Raw genomic sequence first — 18,503 nt, forward strand, 5'->3', positions numbered from 1 at the left:
TCCCGTCTCCGCCCCACACGCCCGCCCCCTCGGCCAGCACGCCGAAGCGGTACGCGTCCGGGAAGGCATACACGCGGGCCCCGGCGAGCATGCGGAAGGTGGACGGCCGCAGCCTCAGCTGGGGTTCCACGAAGGGCGACAGGATGAGCGTGGGACCCAACACGCCGGGTACGTCCAACGGTGGCGTGGCCCACGGTTGGATGGGCCAGGACAGCACCCAGTGAGCACCGTCGCCCCACTCGCGGCGCAGGTCCGGGATGGCGGGCTCCAGGAAGCACAGCGTGTAGAGACACAGCGTGCGCTTCCAGGACACCAGGGCCGGGGCGTGGGGCTCCTGCTCGGAGACCTCCTCCGCCCGGGCCGGCGGCGCGGCCAGGAAGCACAGCAGGCTTCCGGCCGCGACCGCGTGCTTCACGTCACTTGCCCTGGAAGTTGGCCGGACGCTTGGCCAGGAACGCGGCCATGCCCTCGCGCTGATCCTCCGAACCGAAGAGGACCGCGAAGCCCTGGCGCTCCAGCTCGTTGGCGGCGCGCAGGTCCTGATCCGCGCCGTACTCCACCACGCGCTTGGCCTGGGCCACGGCGAGCGGGCCGTTCTTGAGGATCTTCGCGGCCACCGCCTTGCAGTGCTCCATCAGCTTGTCCGCGGGCAGCACCTCCAGGACCAGGCCGATCTCCTTCGCCTTCGCCGCGTCGATGCGGTCCGCGGTGAAGAGCAGCTCCTTCGCGCGGGCGCGGCCCAGGAGGCGCGTGAGGCGCTGCGTGCCGCCGAAGCCCGGGATGACGCCCAGGGTGACTTCGGGCACGCCCAGCTTGGCCTTCTCCGACGCGTAGATGAGGTCGCAGCCCAGGGCCAGCTCCAGGCCGCCGCCCAGCGCGAAGCCGTTGACGGCCGCGATGGTGGGGATGGGCAGGTTCTCCAGGTGCTCGAAGACGCGGTGGCCCAGCGCGGAGAACTCACGCGCCTGCGCGGCGCTGATGGTGGACATCTCCGCGATGTCCGCGCCCGCGACGAAGGCCTTGTCCCCGCCGCCGGTGACGATGAGCGCGCGCGTGTCCTCCTTCAGCGAGTTGAGCGCGTGCTCCATCTCGTGGAACGTGGCGCTGTTGAGCGCGTTGAGCGCCTTGGGCCGGTCCACGGTGAGGATGGCGAGCGCGCCGTCCTTCTCGAACTTGATGTTCTGGTAGTCCATGTGTGGTGTCTCCGGAAGGCCTAGTACTTGTAGAAGCCGCGGCCGGACTTCTTGCCGTACCAGCCGGCGTCCACGTACTGACGCAGCAGCGGGCACGGGCGGTACTTGGAGTCACCCAGGCCCTTGTGAAGGACCTCGGCGATGTAGAGCACCGTGTCCAGGCCGATGAAGTCCGCCAGCTGCAGCGGGCCCATGGGCTGGTTGGTGCCCAGCTTCATCGCGGTGTCGATGTCCTCCGCGGTGCCCAGGCCCTCCATCAGCGCGAAGCAGGCCTCGTTCAGCATGGGGATGAGGATGCGGTTGACGATGAAGCCCGGGTAGTCCTTGGAGACCACCGTCGTCTTGCCCATGCGCTCGGCCATCGTGCGGATGGTGGCGTAGGTCTCATCGCTGGTGGCGGCGCCGCGGATCAGCTCCACCAGCTGCATCACCGGCACGGGGTTCATGAAGTGCATCCCGATGACGGACTCGGGGCGCTTCGTGGCCGCGGCGATGCGGGTGATGGGGATGGAGGAGGTGTTGGTGGCGAGGATGCCGCCCGGGCGGACGACCTCGTCCAGCTCCAGGAAGATGCGGCGCTTGAGGTCCTCGTTCTCCGTGACGGCCTCGATGGCGACGTCCACGTCCTTCGCGTCGCGCGCGCTGGTGAAGGTGGCCAGGTTGGCTTCAGCTGCCTGCTGCTTCGCCGCGTCCAGCTTGCCCTTCTCCACCAGCTTCTTCAGGCCGGCCTTGATGCGGTCCGCGCCCTTGGCGAGTCCGTCCTTGTTGACGTCCACCAGCGACACGCGCAGGCCCGCCTGGAGCGCCACCTGCGCGATGCCCGCGCCCATCTGCCCTGCACCGACGACGACGATGTGTTCCGTTGCCATGGCGTCTTCTCTCCTGTGCCGGCGGCCATAACGCACGCCCCCAGGAGGGTCAACGCCGGTCAACGACTGGCGGCGGACAATCGCAGCTGGCGGACGATGGCCTCACCCTCGCCCACCGTGAGCCGCTCCTCCAGGCGCACGCGCGGCTCGCGCCCCTCCACCTTCACGAACAGGAGCGCGCGGACGGTGCCCTCCGGCAGGCGCATCTTGAAGGTCACCTCCGGGGGCGGGCCGTTCGCGAAGAACAGCTCCTCGCGCTTGAGGATGTGCTCCTCGTCGTCCACCACCTGGAGGTCCACGGCGCGCACGCTGCTCCAGCCGTCGCCGGTGAACTGGAAGATGAGCTGACGCTCTGGCAGGTCCGTGGCCTTCCACAGCCACAGCCCCACCGCCACGATGGCGATGAGCGCCAGCCGCTTGGGCAGCGGGTGCGTGCGCCAGCCAGGACGCGGCTTGTCGGGGGCCGGAGCCGGAGCTTCCGGCGTGGGTGCTTCCGGCGTGGGTGCTTCCGCCACGTCCCTACTCCCGCTTCGAGCGCTTGGAGGCCGGCCGGCGCGCGTTCACGTCCGTGATGACCACGCGCGCGGTGGGCGCCTCCGCGGCCTTCTTGCTGGCCTTGGGGGGATGCTCCGGCGCGGGCGCCTCTTCGGCCTTCTCCGACGGCACCAGGCGGATCTGCGCCTTGACCTCCACCGTCATGCCGGAGAGCAGCTTGAGGAACTCGTCGCGCAGCTTCTCCGACTGCATGAAGCGGCGCAGCTCCTCCGTGACGACGCGGCTGATGTCGTCCTTGGTCTTCTCCGCCTGGGAGAGGAGGAAGCCCAGCGCCTCCTTGGGCAGCTTGAGCTGCCCGGCGAGGGCACGGATGCCCTCCTCGCCCATGAAGACCGCGCCCATGCCGGCCACCGCCATGCGCCGCACGAAGTCCGGCACGAAGCCGCCCGAGCGGTTCTCCCGTCCGGACTGCTGCTCCGAGTCGTCATCGAACAGCGGATCAGGCGGGAGGTCGTCGTTGCCGGCCGGGGCCATGCGGTCTCCTTACACTTCGGTTGAGCCCTACCGGGCCTGCATCACCGGCAGGGGCACGCTCTTCATGGTCTGCGCGGACACGCGGCCCGCGATTGCGCGAGCGACGTCCTGGAAGGCCTTCGCCTCCGGGCTGTCCTTGTGCCCCACCACCACCGGCACGCCGGAGTCTCCCGCCTCACGCACCTTGAGGTCGAGCGGGATCTCCCCCAGGAATGGGATGCCGAACATCTCCGCCGCCTTGCGCCCGCCGCCGTGGTTGAAGATGGGCGTGCTCTTGTTGCAGTGCGGGCAGACGAACTGGCTCATGTTCTCCACGATGCCCAGCACCGGGATGTGGACCTTGTCGAACATCTGCTTGGCGCGCACCACGTCCGCCAGCGCCACGTCCTGCGGCGTCGTCACCAGCACCGCGCCCGCGGCCCGCACGGACTGGGACAGCGTCAGCGCCACGTCGCCCGTGCCCGGGGGCAGGTCCAGGATGAGGTAGTCCAGCTCCCCCCAGTTCACGTCGCGCACCAGCTGCATGAGGGCGCCGTGGAGCATGGGGCCGCGCCAGATGAGCGCCTGATCCGCTTCCACCAGGAAGCCGATGGACATGATCTTCAGGCCGTGGGCGACCAGCGGATCCAGCGTCTTGCCGTTGGGGCTCACCGGGCGCTTGTCCGCGGTGCCCGTCATCAGCGGCACGGAGGGGCCGTAGAAGTCCGCGTCCAGCAGGCCCACCTTGGCGCCGTGCTGCGCGAGCGACGTGGCCAGGTTCACCGCCACCGTGCTCTTGCCCACGCCGCCCTTGCCGGCGCCCACGAGCAGGATGTTCTTCACGCCCGGCAGCAGCGCCCCGCCGCCGGAGCCCCCGGCGACGCCGCGCACCTGGGCGCCCCACTCGATGTCGAAGGACTTCAGGCCCGGCACCGCTTTGAGCGCGGCTTCCGCGTCCGCCTGGATCTTCCCCTTCATGGGACACGCGGGCGTGGTCAGCTCGATCTTCAGCTTCACCGTGTCGCCGGTGACGCGCACATCCTTCACCATGCCGGCCTTCACCAGGTCGACGTGCAGCTCGGGGTCGATCACCTTCGACATGGCCGTCATCACATCGGCCTGGGACACGCTCATCGGAACACCTGAAACCTTTTGAAAACGGGCGCTTGCACGCTCGAAGGGGGGCGGAGATTGCCAGCACTCCGGGGGCTGTCAACGTCGTTTAACGCACATGTCCGGAGGCCGCCCGGCCTTCCTCCGGCCCCGGATCGCGCCCGGCTTCTGGGCCTCATTCGATGGCTGCCACCCGGTACTCGCCATCCTCCAGCACCAGCCGCACCGCGCGCTCGCCCCCCAGGGGGAACAGCGCTTCACCCGCCGCCACGCGCACGTGGGTGTTGAGGGCCAGCCGGGCTCGGCGCAGGCGCTCCCTGGCCAGGGGCTCGCGCTCGAAGTCCTCTTTCAGGCGCTCCGGCGTATAGCGGGCCCTCAGCGGCGAGGCGAGCAGGCCCCACGCGCCCTTCCAGTCGCGGGACTCCACCTGGTCCAGGAACTTCTTCAGCGCCGCGCGGGGCACGTCCGCGGGGCGGGACTCCACCACGCGCCAGTCCTCTCCCTGGCGGGCCAGCGTGACGGACGGGGCCCGGGCCTCCAGCACGCCCGAGCCTGCCCGGACGGCGGCGGCGCGCTCCTTCCGGGCGGCCTCGACGGAGTACTCGTCCAGGAAGGCCCCCTCGCCCTCCGGGGTGCCGGTCGTCAGGCGGTAGGCGTCCGACAGCCGGTTCTCCTCCAGTGCCTTGGCGTACGCCTCCGCGACCGAGGCCGGTTCACGGGACATGGTGGCACAGGCGGTGCCCAGCAACAGGAGGCTCAAGGGGGCAAGACGGGTCATCACTGGCGCGGCAGGGTAGACGCCGGCTCCGGGGCCGGCAATGCCCGGACGTCCGCCCCGTTGGTGCTCCCGCGGACGAACGGTCAGCGGCGCAGCAGCCGGAATAGCCAGACGACGATGTCCGCCAGGTCGACGCCGTCCGACGCGGCTTCCAGGTTCGGGTAGTTGGACGGGTCCCGGTCCCTGGGAAGGCTGTTGCCCGACACGGCGCCCTTCGGGCGGTGCTCGCGGCAGTAGAGGTCACCGTTGAACGCGTACGCCTGGGGCACGGAGACCTGGATGCCGCAATGGACGCAGGCCAGCGGGGAGAGCACGCCCAGTCCGCCCGTGGGCGAGTCCGACGGCGGCAGCGCGGCCGTGGAGCCTGGACCCTTCCATGGGTCCGCGCCCCCATCCGTCGCCGCGGCGACCTCCCAGCCCTTGGACGTCGCGGGCGTGGGCTTGGGGGCCGTCACCTCGGCCTTCTCCAGGGCCTCGAACTTGCCCGCGTCCAGCCAGGTGCCGCCGCAGTGCGTGCACAGGTCCACGTTGCACACGCGCGCGTTGACCATCGCCAGCCGCGCGCCGCAGCCGGGACAGCCCAGGGGCGCGCCGGAGCAGGTGGCACAGACGGCCATGGCGCGCGGGACGAGGTGCCCGCCGGTGCGGCAGCGCGATGCGGCCTGCCTCGCCGCGGTCAGCAGCGGCTTGAGCGAAGGCCGGTCCGGAAAGCGCTCCAGCTCCCCCCGGTCGAAGTACAGACCGTGGCAGCGCGGACAGACGTCCACCTCCACGTCGGAGGCATGGACGACGTTCATGGGCTGGCTGGGGCAGACCGGGCAGGAGCGGGCCATGCGGCGCATGCTAAAGGGCCGACTCTCCCAGTGAAAGGGCGCGACGCCGCTCTCAATCGTCGAACCGGCGGAAGGCCCTGGAGCGCTGGAGGCTCCACGCCGTGGTGCAGAAGGCGTACGTGGCCGGGTGCGCAGCGCCCATCAGCAGCTTGAGCAACGACAGCCTCGCGCGAGCGTCTCCGTAGCGCACCAGATCGAAGTCGTCCGACGGGACGCGCGCCTCTTCCAGCGCGTGGCGGCAGACCTCCTCGAAGCCGCCGATGCGGTCCACCAGCCCCGCCTCCTTCGCGCGCAGCCCCGAGTAGACGCGCCCCTCCGCGCGCTGGTGGATCTCCTCCTTCGTCCGGCCTCGCGCCTGGGCCACCAGCTCCAGGAAGGACTGGTAGCTCTCCTCCACTTCGCGCTCCAGCGCGGCGCGCTCTTGCGGCGTGAAGCCTCGCGACGAAGAGAAGAACGCCGCGTTCTCGCCCCGCGCCAGCGTGGTGCGGTGGATGCCCAGCTTCTCCAGCAGGTCCCCGTACTCGAACTTGCCCACGAACACGCCAATGGAGCCCACGACGGCATGGGGCGCGGACCAGATCTCCTTCGCGCCGATGGCCGCCATGTAGCCGCCGCTCGCGCAGATCTGATCCACGTACGCGATGACGGGCTTCTGCTTCGCCACGCGCTTCACCGCTTCCAAGATCTGCTCGGACGCGAGCGCTGATCCGCCGGGGCTCCCCACCGCCAGCACCACCGCCTTCGCGCGCGGATCCCTCCCCGCCTTCCGCAGCGCCTTCACCACCGAGTCCGCCGCCGCGAACCGGCCCGCGCCGCCGCTGCCCGGGATGATGATGCCCGCCACGTCCACCACCGCCAGCCGGGGCTTGCGGCGCAGCCGGCGCCACTTCACCGGCGGGAACGCGAGCGTCGCCAGGTACGCGTCATACGTGGGCACCGGGGGCTCCTCGTCCTTCTTCGCCTCCAGGCCCAGGTGCGCGCCCAGGTCCGCTTCGTGGACCAGCCCGTCCACCAGCCCCGCCTCCAGCGCCCGCTTCGCGCTGTAGGGCCCTGAATCGATGAGCGCCCGCGCCTCCTCCGGCGTCTTGCCCCGGTCGCTGGAGATGGCCTCCACCAGCACGGCGTAGCGCTCGTCCAGGAAGGACTCCAGCGTCTGGCGCTGGATGTCGGACACCTTGCCGTCCGTGAAGAGCTCCGGCGCCGTCTTGTAGTCGCCGCGCCGCGCGAAGTGCGCGTGGATGCCCACCCGCCCGAAGGCCTCGCCCAGCACCGTGGCCTCGGCGGCGTAGCCCACCAGCTCCACCCGGCCCATGGGGGCGAGCAGCACCTCGTCCGCCGCGCCCAGCACGGGGTAGGCGTCCGTGTCCACCATCACCGCCCAGGACACCACCCGCTTGCCGGCGGCCTGGAAGTCCGACAGCAGGGTGCGAAGGGCCTCGCGCTTGGCGTCCGGGATGCCCAGGCCCTCCAGCTCCAGGAGGATGCCCTCCACCTTCGGGTCCGCGGCCAGCACCTTGAGTGCGCGGCCCAACGCTTCCAGTGACGTCACCGTGGCGGGCTCCGCCGCGGCGCCGCCGAAACGAAATCGTTGCACGGGGCGAGGGCGGTACGGGAGCTCGCCCGCGAGCCGGAAGCGGATCCACGTGGGTCTTTTGCGCGCCGCCATCAGACGAAAGGGCAGGCCCAGGAGGAGTCGCAGCCCCAGGAGGAGGTTCGCCAGGAGGAGGAAGGGAAGGCGGAGCATGCGCCGCGCGTAACGCCCCGCGCCGGGCGAAGCAACCCCTGTTCACCCGCGCCGGGAGGCTCTGTTAGGCTGAAGGCCCATGCCCTCCCCCTCCCTCCCCCGGCTTGTCCTCGTCCTCGCCCTTGTCTGGGGCGGCGCTGTCCTGGCGCAGCCCCAGCGCCGGCAGCCTCAGGAGTTCCAGAACCGCAAGGAGTTGACCCAGGAAGAGAAGGACGCCGCCAAGGCGCGCGCCATGGGCAACAACCTCAACGGTTACGGCAAGGACGTGCAGATCAAGGAGACGCCCATTCCCTGGATGGCCATTGGCCTCGTGGGCATCGTCTTCCTCGTCGCCGCGCCCTTCGCCATCCGCGCCTACCGCGGCACCGTCAAGGACATGTCGGACTCCAACACCTTCGGCGCCCGTGGCAACGCCACCGAGGACGAGGCTTAAGCGCCTCGCCCTTCCCTTTCACGCCGGGCGGATCTCCACGCTTCCGCCCGGATCCACCAGAAGGTGCACCGGCAGGAAGCGCCGCAGCACCTCCGCCTGGACCGTCAGCTCGTCGGTGATGCGAGCGGCGGTGAAGCGCGTGGTGCCCGGCGTCACCGCCCCCAGCCTCCCTGACGCCAGGAGCGCCGCCGGCAGCAGCAACTGCTCCGCCAGGTGTTCGTCGAGCGCGCCGCCCGTCTCCATGAAGCGGGTCAGCGCCTCCGCCGCCTCGCGCCCCACCCCTTCGGCGTCCAGGCCCCGCTCGCCCAGCGACGTGAAGCCCGCCACGGTGTGCTCGAACTGCGCCAGCACGAGCGTCGCGGAGCCCTGCGAGCGCGTCACCGCCAGCGGCCGGTTGTCCGCCTCCGCCAGGATGCCCCGCTCGCGCAGCGCGGCCACCGCGGCGCGGGACTGACGCTCCGCCACCGCGAAGGGCAGCCCGCCCACGACGGACATCACCCGCACCTCCCGCAGCACGCCGCGCGCGGGCAGGTCCACGCGCACGGGCGGCTCGGCCGGGGCGCCCACCTCCGCGGTGAACTCGCCCGCGCCCTCCGGAAGGAAGCCCGCGTGGGTGAGCGACAGCTGCACGGGCAGCCCGTATGCGCGCGCCACTGACTGCCACGCGCCGACGAGCTCGTGAAAGCTGGGCCCGCCCCGCGGGTGCGTGGCGCCTCGCAGCGTGAGCCGTCCGCCGCCCGCGAGCGCCAGCGGGTACACCAGACACTGGAAGAGCCGGGGCGTGCTGCCGGACGCGCCGGCCTCCAGCAGGTAGTCCCCCGCGCGCACCGGGCCGGGCGTGAAGCGCAGCTCCGTGGAGCCCACGGAGGCGCCCTCGCTGGTGCCGCCGCTCAGCGCCTCCGCGCCGCGCACGTAGGCCAGGTGATGGGGACGCAGCCCCGGCGGGTCGCGGTGCCCGCGCAGCCCGCTGAGATGGAAGGGACGGCCGGTGATGAGCGACAGGGACAGCGCGGAGCGGAGGACGTGGCCGCCCCCCTCCCCCAACTTTCCGTCGAGCAACACCCGCCCGGCGTCGGGCCGGTCGTGACCGGTCATGTCCCTCCCGTCATGGCGTGTCGTGGCGCGCGGCCCGGTGAAGGGCCACCCGCGTGGTGGCGCGCGCGCAGCCTAGCAGACCGCGCGCGAGCGAACCGGGGATCTACTCGTCCAACGCGGGCAGGACGTTCACCTTCAACGCACTGGGCTGGGCCGCCGTGTGGTGCAGCCGGTGCATCGCACGCACGAAGTCGGTGGGCTTCGCCTCGTAGATGCTGGACACGTAGGTCTGCGGGTTGCGGTCGATGAACGGGAACCAGCTCGACTGCACCTGCACCATCAGCCGGTGGCCGCGCTGGAAGGTGTGGAACACGTCGTTGATGACGAAGCGCACCTTCGTCACCTCGTTGGGCGTGAAGGGCTTGGGCTGGGAGTAGCTGTCGCGGAAGCGGCCGCGGAACGGCTCCCCTCGCACCAGCGTCTGCTGCGCGCCCCGGTTGTGCTCGCCGGACTGCTCCTGCTCCTTCGTCCAGCCGGGCACCTTCCCGGGGTTCACGTCCACCAGCTTCACCACCCAGTCCGCGTCACTGCCCGTCGTGGAAACCCACAACTCCGCCTCCAGCGGGCCCGCGAGCGTGAGGTCCTTCTCCAGCGGCTCCGTCTGGTACGTGAGCACGTCCGGCCGGCGCGAGGCGAAGCGCTGATCCTCCGTCATGTACGACTTGGACCAGCCGGGGCTCAGGTCCTGCGTGTACGGCACGGGCTTCGCCGGGTCGCTCACGTATTCGTCGAACGACGGCGCCGCCGCCTTGGGGGCCTGGAACGCCAGCGCGCCCTGGGGCTGGAAGTACAGGCGCGCCTCCTTTGTGCCCTTGGGCGGCCAGGCGTCCAGCTGGCGCCAGCGGTTGGCGCCGCCTTCGAAGACGAGCGCCTCCGGCACGGCCGCGTCCGGGCCTCCCTTCAGGTGCTGCTTGAAGAAGGCCAGCACCAGGTCCTGATACGTGGCGCTGGTGGGGAAGCCGAAGTCCGCGTCTCCCAGCGACGCGCCCTCCCCGCGCATCCATCCGCCGTGGGGCCACGGGCCCATCACCAGCGTGTTGGCGATGCCGGGGTTCTGCTTCTCGATGGCGGCGTACGTGCGCAGCGGCCCGTAGAGGTCCTCCGTGTCGTACCAGCCGCCCACCACCATCACCGCCGCCTTGATGTTCTTCAGGTGCGGCAGCAGGTTCCGCGCCTGCCAGAAGGCGTCGTAGTTGGGGTGCGCGGTGATGTCCTTCCAGAAGGCCACGTCACCGTGGAAGTGCTTCGCGTCCGCGTTGGCCACCGGGCCCAGGTCCAGGAAGAACTGGTAGGCGTCCGGGGTGCCGAAGTCGAAGGGCTTCCACTCCACGTCATCCGTGGGCGCGGGCCGGGGCTTTCCGAAGACGGAGAAGAAGCTGAACGCCAGCTGGAGGTTGAGGGCGCCATGCCGGTGCATGTCGTCCCAGAACCAGTCCGCGATGGGCGCCTGCGGCGACACCGCCTTGAGCGCGGGGTGCGAATCGATGGCGCCCGCGGACGTGTAGAAGCCCGGATAGGACACGCCCCACATGCCCACCTTGCCGTTGTTGTGGGGCACGCGCTTCACCAGCCAGTCGATGGTGTCGTACGTGTCGCTGCTCTCGTCCACCTCCTTGCCCTTCTTGGTGTCGCGGTGGGGGCGCACGTTGACGAACTCGCCCTCGGACATGTACCGGCCGCGCACGTCCTGGAAGGCGAAGATGAAGCCCTCCTTCTCGAAGCCGGGCAGGCCCAGGGTCCTGGGATAGCGGCCCGCGCCGTAGGGGGGAATCGAGTACGGCGTGCGCATCATCAGCACGGGGTAGCGCTTCTGGGGGCTCGCGTCGTTGGGGACGTAGAACGTCGTGAAGAGCTTCACGCCGTCGCGCATGGGGATGCGCACCTCGTACTTCGTGAAGTGCGACCGGACGAACGCGGCGCGTTCATCCTCTGGACTCGCGGGCGGCTTGGGCGGCGCGGCGGGGGCCTGCGCGAGGGCGGGACCGGACAGCGAGAACAGCGCGAGCGCGGCCACGAGGCCGCGGGGGTGGAAGGCCATGCTCCCCTCCTCTTTGCGGAAAAATGCGGGGGAAATTCGGAAGGAAATGCATCTTGGGCGATGCCGCCCGGGCACGGAAGCTGGATCGCCCGCCGCATCGCGCCGCGCTCGGAGCGTGCAAGGCTTGCACACGCTCCTCGCATGCGCGGCACGGCAATCCTTGCATGCACGGCAAGGTTTGCGCGCTCCGCACAAAACAGAAATCCGTAGCCAACTTCACGCGCACGGTCCGTTCCATATGCAGCGGGGACGCGATGGTGCGCCCCACGGATTCGAAGGCCTGTGGAGATGGACACATGAAGGCGAGCGGCAGGACGTTGACGCGGTGGTGCCTGGCGATGGGGCTCCTGACGGCCCTGGGCGCGGAGGCGGATCCGCCGCCGGTTAACAGCGCGCAGGGAACGAAGCTGCACGGCTCGGGGCGCTTCGAGAACGTGAACATCCCGTTGAACTCCATCGAGGTCTCCGCGCCTCCCACCGGGCTGGTTTGCGAGCCACCCATGGCGGCGATGTCTGGCGGGCGGCTGGTCGGCGTCCAGATCTGTACGGGTGGCAATCCCCCGATGCCGGTGCGGGTCCTGGAGGGGGTGGGCCTCGTGGGCACGTCCTTCCGCGCGCCCTTCGAGGGGCGCTCGGTGAAGCTCACCATCGATCAGGTCCGCTGCCACGTCGGCATCACGGCGCCCACCTTCCCGTGCACGGACCAGAACGTGGCTGACGGCAAGGCGTTCTGGGAGTACCGCGTGACGGCGTCCACGGAGGACGCGGCGCCCCAGGCGCTGTGCCCCACGGGCAGCGGATTCGCGCTCGCGGTGCCGCATGCGTGGTCCACGGGCGGCGAGCTGATCCCCAACTACGAGTACTTCACCTTCGCCTGCGCGCCGAAGGACGAGGGCACGAGCCAGCCGTTCTTCGTGGGCGGCGGCGTCATCGCCAAGTGCATCGACTGGGGCTATCCGCCCTGGAACGCGACGTCCTCGCAGGGCGTCGCGCGGGAGTACCACCAGCTGTGCACGCGCATGGCCACGGCGGACTACTGCGGCGAGGGCCGGAGCAACACGCTGGACGGGACGCCGCTGAAGTTCATGGGCCCGCACGACGCGATCCAACTGGACGGAGGAAAACTGCCGGTCGCCCTGGAGGGATACTCCCTGGAGGCCGTGTGGAAGGTGGATGACTGCGGTGGTGTGCGGCCGCTGTGCCTGAGCAAGAAGCGCTGGGACACGCTGCCCCTGGAGGCCACGTGCGTGAACCGCAAGCTCCTCCTGGCTCCGCGTGCGACGCGGCCCTGCGAATCGATGAACCTGTCGGCCTATGCCAGCTCGACGCTGCTCGTGTCCTATTCGCTCTTCATCGACCGGTCGCTGGTGATGTTCAAGGACGTCGCCAACAACAGCTACGTGACGACCACCGCGGTGACGGTGGATGAGTCGACCATCGAAGGCGGCAGCAGCGTGACCGGCGTCCACCTGGACCTGGATGCGGACGGAGCGGCGGACGTGACGCCGTTCACGCCGCAGCGCAAGGAGGGGCCCATCCTCTCCTCGAAGCTGCCGGCCGACATCCGCGCGCGCATGGGCAGCCTCATCAAGCCGCTGTACCGGTGCGCGAACAGCACCGGGCGCTACCTGCTCACGGACGATCACCAGTGCGAACGCCTGGCGGGCTTCGCCCTCCAGCCCCTCAACGGGGACCAGGGCATCGAAGGCTTCGTGTACAGCTCCGTGGACGTCACCAGCGCGGGCCAGCGCCGGCCGCTGAAGCTGTGGCGGTCCCTGGTGGCGCCGGGCGTCTACGCCACGTCCACGCAGGCCCAGCCCGGGTTCTTCCTCGTTCGGGAGCTGGGCTACCTGCCGGCGGTGGGACAGCTGCCGGCGCGCGATCTCTGAGCGGTTCGGGATGCAAGACCTGCACGGGAGGCGGCGCGGACTCGTGCAGGGGTTGCATGTCCGGCAGGAGTTGCATGGGGGAAACCACGGCCGTGCGTCGGGCGGAGCGTTGGCATCCGGCTCGCATTGATGCGCGGGTGACCTCCGCCCGCGCGCGGAAGAAAAAGGAGCCGTGGACGTGGGGACGATGACGGGCTGGAAGCGGTGGCTGGCGGGGGTGCTGTGCCTGGGGAGCGCGGTCGCGGGAGCGGAACCTCCCCCGACGAACAGCGCGCAGGGCACGCAGCTGCACGGCTCCGGGCGCTTCGAGTTCATCAACGTGCCGTTGCGGTCGGTGGAGGTGCCCGACGCCCCCGGTGAGCCCGACTGCGGGAGGCCGGTGGCAACGATCGCGGAGGGCCGGCTGAGGGTGACCCAGAACTGCGCAGTGGCGGGGACGCCCATGCCGGTGAAGCGGATCCTGGAGGGCCCCTCGCTGGCACAGACCGTGTTCCGCGCGCCATTCGAGGGCCGCACGGTGAAGCTCGTCATCGAGTCGGTCCGCTGTCACGAGGACATCACGCCGCCGACCTCCGCGTGCGACTCCGCCAACGTGAACGCCGGCAAGGCGCGCTGGGAGTACCGGGTCCAGGCCTTCACGGATGACAAGAACGCGACACCGCTGTGTCCCACCGGCAGCGGCTACGCGCTCTCCGTGCCGCACGCGTGGTCCACGTCCGGGGACCTGCGGGAGAACCCGAACTTCTTCACCTTCGCCTGCGCGCCGAAGAACGAGGGCAGCTCCAGCAAGCCGTTCTTCGTGGGCGGCGGCGTCATCGCCAAGTGCATCGACTGGGGCTATCCGCCCTGGGCCACGGAGTACCCGGAGACCGTCGCGCGCGAGTACCACCAGCTGTGCACGCGCATGGCGGTGGCGGACTACTGCGGCGAGGGCCGGAGCAACACGCTGGACGGGACACCGCTGGCGTTCATGGGGCCGGAGAACGCGGCCGTCCTCAGCCAGAGCGGCCACCTGCCTGCGACGCTCGTTCCGGACGGCTACGCGCTGGAGGCGGTGTGGACGATGGACTCCTGTGGCCTGGCGCGGCCGCTGTGCCTGGGCAAGAAGCGCTGGGACACGCTGTCCGCGGACGCCACCTGCGTGGACCAGGCGCTCAAGATTCCGGTGCCGAAGCTCACCTGTGAGCAGGTGGACTTCCACGGGACGGCGCAGCGGATGCTGGTGTCCTATTCGCTCTTCATCGACCGCGCGCTGGTGCTGTTCAAGAAGGGCACCACCGACTACGTGACGACGACCGCCGTCGAGGGCATCCCAGGCGAATCCGCGGGAGGCGCGCTGCCGGGGGCCTTCATCCTGGCGATGGAGGGACTGGGGAGCGCGGCGCCCACCGACTACTCCCCGGTGCGGGTCGAAGGGCCCATCCTGTCCCCGACGCTGCCCGATGACGTGATGGCGCGGATGAAGCCGTTCATCAAGCCGCTGTACCGCTGCGGAACGTCCACCGGGCGCATGCTGCTCACGGACCGGCCGGACTGCGAGCTGGCGGCGGGCTATTCGCGCAGACCGCTCGCGGGGGATGGGGCCGTCGAGGGCTACATCTACAGCTCCGTCGACCCGGTCCGCGAGGGACAGCGGCGGCCGCTGAAGCTGTGGCGGCACCCGACGCTTGGTGTCTACGCCACGGCGACCCTGAACCCGGGCGCCTTCACGTTCGTGCGCGACCTGGGCTTCCTGCCCGCGGTGGGGCAGCTGCCGGGGCGGGACCTCTGAGTCATGGGGTCAGGGCATGGACGCGCACACGCGCATCCCGATGAAGGGGAAGCGGGTGCGGGGTTCGCCGTCGCCGTGGTTGAGGGCGCGGGCGGTGAGCGCGTCCTGGTAGAACGAACCGCCGCCGTACGCTGGCGTGCTGTTCGTGTCCGTCACCAGCCATTCCCACACGTTGCCGGACAGGTCCGCCACACCGAAGGGGCTGTCCGACGCGGGATGCGAACCCACCGCGTCCGGCCCGAAGGCGCGCGGCTTGCGGCCGTAGGTGGCGTCGAAGTTGGCGTCATCCGGCGCGAGCACCGGGCCGTGCGGGTAGTCGCGTCCATCCGCGCCCCGGGCCGCGCGCTCCCATTCGCGTTCGGAGCACAGGCGTGCGTGGGGCAGCCGGCCGGTGGCATCCAGCCACGCGGTGTACGCGCGGGCGTCCTCCCAGGAGATGCCGGACACGGGGAAGCGGCGCCAGTCCTGTTCGGCGCGCAGGGTGCGGTCCTGGTAGCTCAGGGGCTCCCCTTCCCTCGCCTGGTACGTGACGCCTTCGTGCTCCAGGTGGAAGGTCCAGGTGCTGTCGTTGGCCGGGCGCAGCTCGATGGTGCCGAAGTAGTTGGTGCCCCGGGGCCTGCGCGCGGCGCGCTCGGAGGCGGGCAGTTCGCGCAGCCAGGCGAGCCAGTCCGCGTAGGTGACTTCGTGACGCGCGATGAGGAAGGCGCCGGTGGTGAGCCGGTGAATCGGGCGCGTGCGGATGACGGTGCGGCGGATGGTCTCGTCGTCGCCGCTGCCGTAGAGGAAGCGGCCGGGGGGCACGTAGACGTAGCCTTCCGGGACGTGTTCGGGGATGGGGACCTTCGCCTGGAAGGTCTCTCCGCGCGTGAGCATGACCGGGTAGTGGACGGGCGGCCGGTCCGGGAGCGTGAAGGTCAGCCGGTGCGATCCGGCCTCCAGCGTGAGGCCGGAGGTCATGGGCGTCTTGTCGAAGGCCCTGGGCTCGGACCAGCGCGGCGGGCCGCCGGGCTGGGGCTCGAAGGATTCAACCTGGATGACGGCGCCAGGGGGTTCGCTGTCCAGCTCCATCCGGACGGGGGCGGTCAGCTTCCGGCTCGTGCGGGCGCTCGGGTCCAGTTCGTTCAGGCGTTGGGTCAGCGTGGTCAGGACGCCGGCTTCGCGGTCGCGCTCCGCGAAGAGGATCCGCTGGAGGAGGACCTCCGCGACGCGTTGATCCAGGGCGAGGTTCGAGCCCCGGCCCACGCGTGTCTGCGCGGCTTCGAGGACGGTGCTGGCGTCCTCGTAGCGGCGGGCCTGCTTCGCGCCCAGCTCCAGGGCCTGGGCCCAGGAGGCCTCCGCGTCGGAGGAGCGGTCGGTGTCGAACGCGGTGAAGGCCTCCGTGCGGAGGACTTCGATGCGGGCGTCCAGGGCGCGGCCTTCGTCGAGGATGGAGGAGGCGGAGGCCATGGCCTTCTCCGCGTCGATGCGCCGGGAACGTTCGCCCCACCAGTCGCCGCCAGCGAGGATGGCCACCGCGAGCCCCGGGAGCGCGAGCACGCGGGTGATGCGCAACCACCGTGGACGCGGGGGCGCGATGGCCGGGGTGACGCCGCGCGAGGTGATGGACTCCAGGGCTTCGCGCAGGGCGTCCGCGGATTCGAAGCGCGCGAACGGATCATGCGCGAGGCAGCGGGCGAGGATGGCGGCGAACGTCGCATCGGCGCCGGGGACCACGACGTCCAGGGGCTCGAAGCTCCGGGGGAGTCGCGGGGCCTCCGCGAGCGGTCCGGGCGTGGGGCCGCCGCACAGCTCGTAGAGGAGCACGCCCAGCGAGAAGAGATCGCTGCGGACGGTGGCCGGTTCTCCTCGCCAGACCTCCGGAGCCATGTAGAGCGGTGTCCCGATGCGGCCCGTGGACAGCAGATCCGCGGGACCGAGGAGGCGCTCCGGCGGGAGTGGCGTCGACGTCGCGGTCCGCGGTGCGATGCCAGGATCCGAGGCAGCCGTCCCTGGACGGCCCGTGGCGGCCCCCTGCCTCGGCACATCGACGGTCGAGGTCCGTCGCGAATCCTCCACGCCGGGCAGATCCACCGTCGCCGCACCCTCCACGAGCAGGGCACCTGCTCCTTCCGGTGGGCGCACGGGCCCGACGGGCGCCATCGCCACGTCGAGCAGCTTCGCCACGCCGAAGTCGAGCAGCTTCACCTGACCGTCCTCGGTCAGCAGCGCGTTCGCGGGCTTGAGGTCCCGGTGCAGCACCCCCTGCCGATGCGCCGCCGCGAGCCCCTTCGCCAGCCCGATGCCAATCTCCAGCACCCGCGTCCAGGGCACCGGCCGGGCCAGCCGGTCCAGGCTGTCCCCTCTCAAGAACTCCGAGACGAGATAGGGCCGGTCCTTCACCGCTCCCACGCGGTGGATGCCCACCACGTTCGGATGCTGCACCCTCGCGATGGCCCGCGCCTCCGTGCGGAAGCGCTCGCGCTGCACTTCATCCGGCGCGACGCCCGCGATGAACTTCACCGCCACCAGCCGGTCCAGCACCGTGTCGTGCGCGAGGTACACCTCCCCCATCGCGCCCCGCCCCAGCGGCTGCAACAGGCGGTACTCCCCGAACGTCGCGGGCGGCTGCCAGGCTGGAAGCGGCTCGCTCCTCATTCACCCGCCGCGCCCCGGCCTCGTGAGGGTGCGATGCGGTGCTGCTTCAGCTTGAACGCGAACGTGCGCAGCGGCATCCCGATGAGCTGCGCCGCACGCGTCTGCACCCCACCCGTCGCCTCCAACGCCTCCACCATCCGCTGCCGCTCCAGCGTCCGCAGCTCCTCCGCCAGGTTCTGGAACACCCTCGGCGCCTCCGTGCCGCCCTCCTCCGCGCGCACCGCCTCCGGCTCGGGAGGAGGCAGCGCCCGCAGGGACTCCGGCAGGTGCGATGGCTCCACCACGGGCCCCGGAGACGTGGCCACCGCGTACTCCACCGTGTTCTTCAACTCGCGCACGTTGCCCGGCCACGCGTGCGCGCCCAGCACCTCCATGGTCGCGGCGGACAGGTGCAGCGGCGGACGCCCTGCCCTCGCGCAGGCGTCCTCCAGGAACGCCCGCGCCAGCAACGGCAGCTCGCGGGGCCTGTCTCGCAACGGCGGCAACATCACCACCGCCGCGGACAGACGGAAGAACAGGTCCTGCCGGAAGCGCCCCGCCTTCACCTCGTCCGCCAGCACGCGGTGCGTGGCCGCCACCACGCGCAGGTCCACGGGCCGCTCGCGCGAATCACCCAGCCGGGTGATCACCTGCTGATCCAACGCGCGCAGCAGCTTGGCCTGGATGGGCAGCGACAGCTCCGCCACCTCGTCCAGGAACAACGTCCCGCCACTGGCCCGCTCCAGCAGGCCCGCGCGCGCCCGGTCCGCGCCGGAGAACGCGCCCCGCTCGTGGCCGAACAGCTCCCCTTCCACCAGGCTCTCCGGCAGCGCCGCGCAGTTGAGCGCCACGAAGGGCTGCGCCGAACGCGGCGACCAGTGATGCACCGCCCACGCCGCGTTCTCCTTCCCCGCCCCCGTCTCGCCGTGGATGAGCACCGGCAGGGGGCTCGCCGCCAGCCGGCGCAGCAATTCGAACAGGCGCATCAGCGCCGCGTCCGCCACCACCACTGAACGCTCCCCCAGCGCCAGCCGGTACATCGAAGGTCCGCTGACCCGTGTCTCTCCTGGTGCCGCCGCCAGGGCCGCGGCCTTCGCCGAGCCGAGCAGCGCGTCCCCCTGCATCC

16 protein-coding genes are annotated in these 18,503 nt (G+C 70.9%); 3 read left to right on the forward strand and 13 right to left on the reverse strand.

The window, feature by feature from the left end; all coding sequences use genetic code 11:
* From D7Y11_RS33635 to sppA, 9 genes are all read right to left on the reverse strand, one after another.
* On the reverse strand, positions 1-415 hold a 415-nt coding region (locus D7Y11_RS33635; RefSeq protein WP_126935741.1), incomplete at its 3' end, for a hypothetical protein.
* Position 416: 1 nt separating this feature from the next.
* Positions 417-1,193 (reverse strand): enoyl-CoA hydratase-related protein, encoded by a 777-nt coding sequence (locus D7Y11_RS33640; protein WP_126935742.1) that lies wholly within the window; start codon positions 1,191-1,193, stop codon positions 417-419.
* Positions 1,194-1,213: 20 nt separating this feature from the next.
* On the reverse strand, positions 1,214-2,062 hold the full coding sequence (locus D7Y11_RS33645) for a 3-hydroxyacyl-CoA dehydrogenase family protein (RefSeq protein ID WP_120563237.1): 849 nt from the start codon (positions 2,060-2,062) through the stop codon (positions 1,214-1,216).
* Between the two features lie 59 nt (positions 2,063-2,121).
* Positions 2,122-2,577, reverse strand: a complete 456-nt coding sequence (locus D7Y11_RS33650; protein WP_126935743.1) for a hypothetical protein — start codon at positions 2,575-2,577, stop codon at positions 2,122-2,124.
* 4 nt (positions 2,578-2,581) lie between these two features.
* Positions 2,582-3,091 (reverse strand): hypothetical protein, encoded by a 510-nt coding sequence (locus D7Y11_RS33655; protein ID WP_121753391.1) that lies wholly within the window; start codon positions 3,089-3,091, stop codon positions 2,582-2,584.
* Positions 3,092-3,118: 27 nt separating this feature from the next.
* Positions 3,119-4,204 carry an iron-sulfur cluster carrier protein ApbC gene (gene apbC / locus D7Y11_RS33660; RefSeq protein WP_126935744.1) on the reverse strand — a complete coding sequence of 362 codons (1,086 nt, stop codon included), beginning with the start codon at positions 4,202-4,204 and terminating at the stop codon, positions 3,119-3,121.
* A 154-nt stretch (positions 4,205-4,358) separates the two neighbouring features.
* Complete coding sequence (locus D7Y11_RS33665; RefSeq protein ID WP_120579927.1) at positions 4,359-4,961, reverse strand: hypothetical protein; 603 nt, start codon at positions 4,959-4,961, stop codon at positions 4,359-4,361.
* Between the two features lie 83 nt (positions 4,962-5,044).
* Positions 5,045-5,803 (reverse strand): zf-TFIIB domain-containing protein, encoded by a 759-nt coding sequence (locus D7Y11_RS33670; RefSeq protein WP_120579928.1) that lies wholly within the window; start codon positions 5,801-5,803, stop codon positions 5,045-5,047.
* Between the two features lie 43 nt (positions 5,804-5,846).
* Positions 5,847-7,538 (reverse strand): signal peptide peptidase SppA, encoded by a 1,692-nt coding sequence (gene sppA / locus D7Y11_RS33675; protein WP_126935745.1) that lies wholly within the window; start codon positions 7,536-7,538, stop codon positions 5,847-5,849.
* Between the two features lie 79 nt (positions 7,539-7,617).
* Between sppA and D7Y11_RS33680 the strand changes: the two genes are divergently transcribed.
* Complete coding sequence (locus tag D7Y11_RS33680; RefSeq protein ID WP_120579930.1) at positions 7,618-7,971, forward strand: hypothetical protein; 354 nt, start codon at positions 7,618-7,620, stop codon at positions 7,969-7,971.
* 18 nt (positions 7,972-7,989) lie between these two features.
* Here D7Y11_RS33680 and D7Y11_RS33685 read toward each other — a convergent pair whose 3' ends face one another.
* Both D7Y11_RS33685 and D7Y11_RS33690 read right to left on the reverse strand, forming a co-directional pair.
* The gene (locus D7Y11_RS33685; protein ID WP_126935746.1) at positions 7,990-9,066 is read right to left on the reverse strand and encodes an RNA 3'-terminal phosphate cyclase; all 1,077 of its coding nucleotides are present in this window, start codon (positions 9,064-9,066) and stop codon (positions 7,990-7,992) included.
* A gap of 103 nt (positions 9,067-9,169) precedes the next feature.
* Positions 9,170-11,104, reverse strand: coding sequence for a CocE/NonD family hydrolase (locus D7Y11_RS33690; RefSeq protein WP_120579932.1), 1,935 nt, complete (start codon positions 11,102-11,104; stop codon positions 9,170-9,172).
* Between the two features lie 296 nt (positions 11,105-11,400).
* On the opposite strand from D7Y11_RS33690, the gene D7Y11_RS33695 reads away from it, so the two are divergent.
* Together D7Y11_RS33695 and D7Y11_RS33700 are read left to right on the forward strand one after the other, a co-directional pair.
* Positions 11,401-12,993, forward strand: coding sequence for an ADYC domain-containing protein (locus D7Y11_RS33695; RefSeq protein WP_126935747.1), 1,593 nt, complete (start codon positions 11,401-11,403; stop codon positions 12,991-12,993).
* Between the two features lie 187 nt (positions 12,994-13,180).
* Positions 13,181-14,764, forward strand: coding sequence for an ADYC domain-containing protein (locus D7Y11_RS33700; RefSeq protein ID WP_233607466.1), 1,584 nt, complete (start codon positions 13,181-13,183; stop codon positions 14,762-14,764).
* 9 nt (positions 14,765-14,773) lie between these two features.
* Here the strand turns inward: D7Y11_RS33700 and D7Y11_RS33705 are convergent, their stop codons facing one another.
* A complete protein-coding gene (locus D7Y11_RS33705) occupies positions 14,774-17,398 on the reverse strand; it encodes a bifunctional serine/threonine-protein kinase/formylglycine-generating enzyme family protein (protein ID WP_126935749.1) in 2,625 nt (874 codons plus the stop codon).
* Positions 17,395-18,503 (reverse strand): sigma-54-dependent Fis family transcriptional regulator (locus D7Y11_RS33710; protein WP_148139247.1); only part of this gene is annotated, 1,109 nt, incomplete at its 5' end. The genes D7Y11_RS33705 and D7Y11_RS33710, both read right to left, overlap by 4 nt.

The sequence above is a fragment of the Corallococcus sp. AB018 genome, assembly GCF_003986945.1.
In the GTDB taxonomy this organism is placed as follows: Bacteria; Myxococcota; Myxococcia; order Myxococcales; family Myxococcaceae; genus Corallococcus; species Corallococcus exiguus.

What these genes read in the sequence shown, in the direction of transcription:
- D7Y11_RS33640 (WP_126935742.1), bottom strand. Translation starts at nt 1,193, where the DNA reads ATGGACTACCAGAACATCAAGTTCGAGAAGGACGGCGCGCTCGCCATC.
- D7Y11_RS33645 (WP_120563237.1), bottom strand. Translation starts at nt 2,062, where the DNA reads ATGGCAACGGAACACATCGTCGTCGTCGGTGCAGGGCAGATGGGCGCG.
- D7Y11_RS33655 (WP_121753391.1), bottom strand. Translation starts at nt 3,091, where the DNA reads ATGGCCCCGGCCGGCAACGACGACCTCCCGCCTGATCCGCTGTTCGAT.
- apbC (WP_126935744.1), bottom strand. Translation starts at nt 4,204, where the DNA reads ATGAGCGTGTCCCAGGCCGATGTGATGACGGCCATGTCGAAGGTGATC.
- D7Y11_RS33665 (WP_120579927.1), bottom strand. Translation starts at nt 4,961, where the DNA reads ATGACCCGTCTTGCCCCCTTGAGCCTCCTGTTGCTGGGCACCGCCTGT.
- D7Y11_RS33670 (WP_120579928.1), bottom strand. Translation starts at nt 5,803, where the DNA reads ATGCGCCGCATGGCCCGCTCCTGCCCGGTCTGCCCCAGCCAGCCCATG.
- sppA (WP_126935745.1), bottom strand. Translation starts at nt 7,538, where the DNA reads ATGCTCCGCCTTCCCTTCCTCCTCCTGGCGAACCTCCTCCTGGGGCTG.
- D7Y11_RS33680 (WP_120579930.1), top strand. Translation starts at nt 7,618, where the DNA reads ATGCCCTCCCCCTCCCTCCCCCGGCTTGTCCTCGTCCTCGCCCTTGTC.
- D7Y11_RS33685 (WP_126935746.1), bottom strand. Translation starts at nt 9,066, where the DNA reads ATGACCGGTCACGACCGGCCCGACGCCGGGCGGGTGTTGCTCGACGGA.
- D7Y11_RS33690 (WP_120579932.1), bottom strand. Translation starts at nt 11,104, where the DNA reads ATGGCCTTCCACCCCCGCGGCCTCGTGGCCGCGCTCGCGCTGTTCTCG.
- D7Y11_RS33695 (WP_126935747.1), top strand. Translation starts at nt 11,401, where the DNA reads ATGAAGGCGAGCGGCAGGACGTTGACGCGGTGGTGCCTGGCGATGGGG.
- D7Y11_RS33700 (WP_233607466.1), top strand. Translation starts at nt 13,181, where the DNA reads ATGACGGGCTGGAAGCGGTGGCTGGCGGGGGTGCTGTGCCTGGGGAGC.
- D7Y11_RS33705 (WP_126935749.1), bottom strand. Translation starts at nt 17,398, where the DNA reads ATGAGGAGCGAGCCGCTTCCAGCCTGGCAGCCGCCCGCGACGTTCGGG.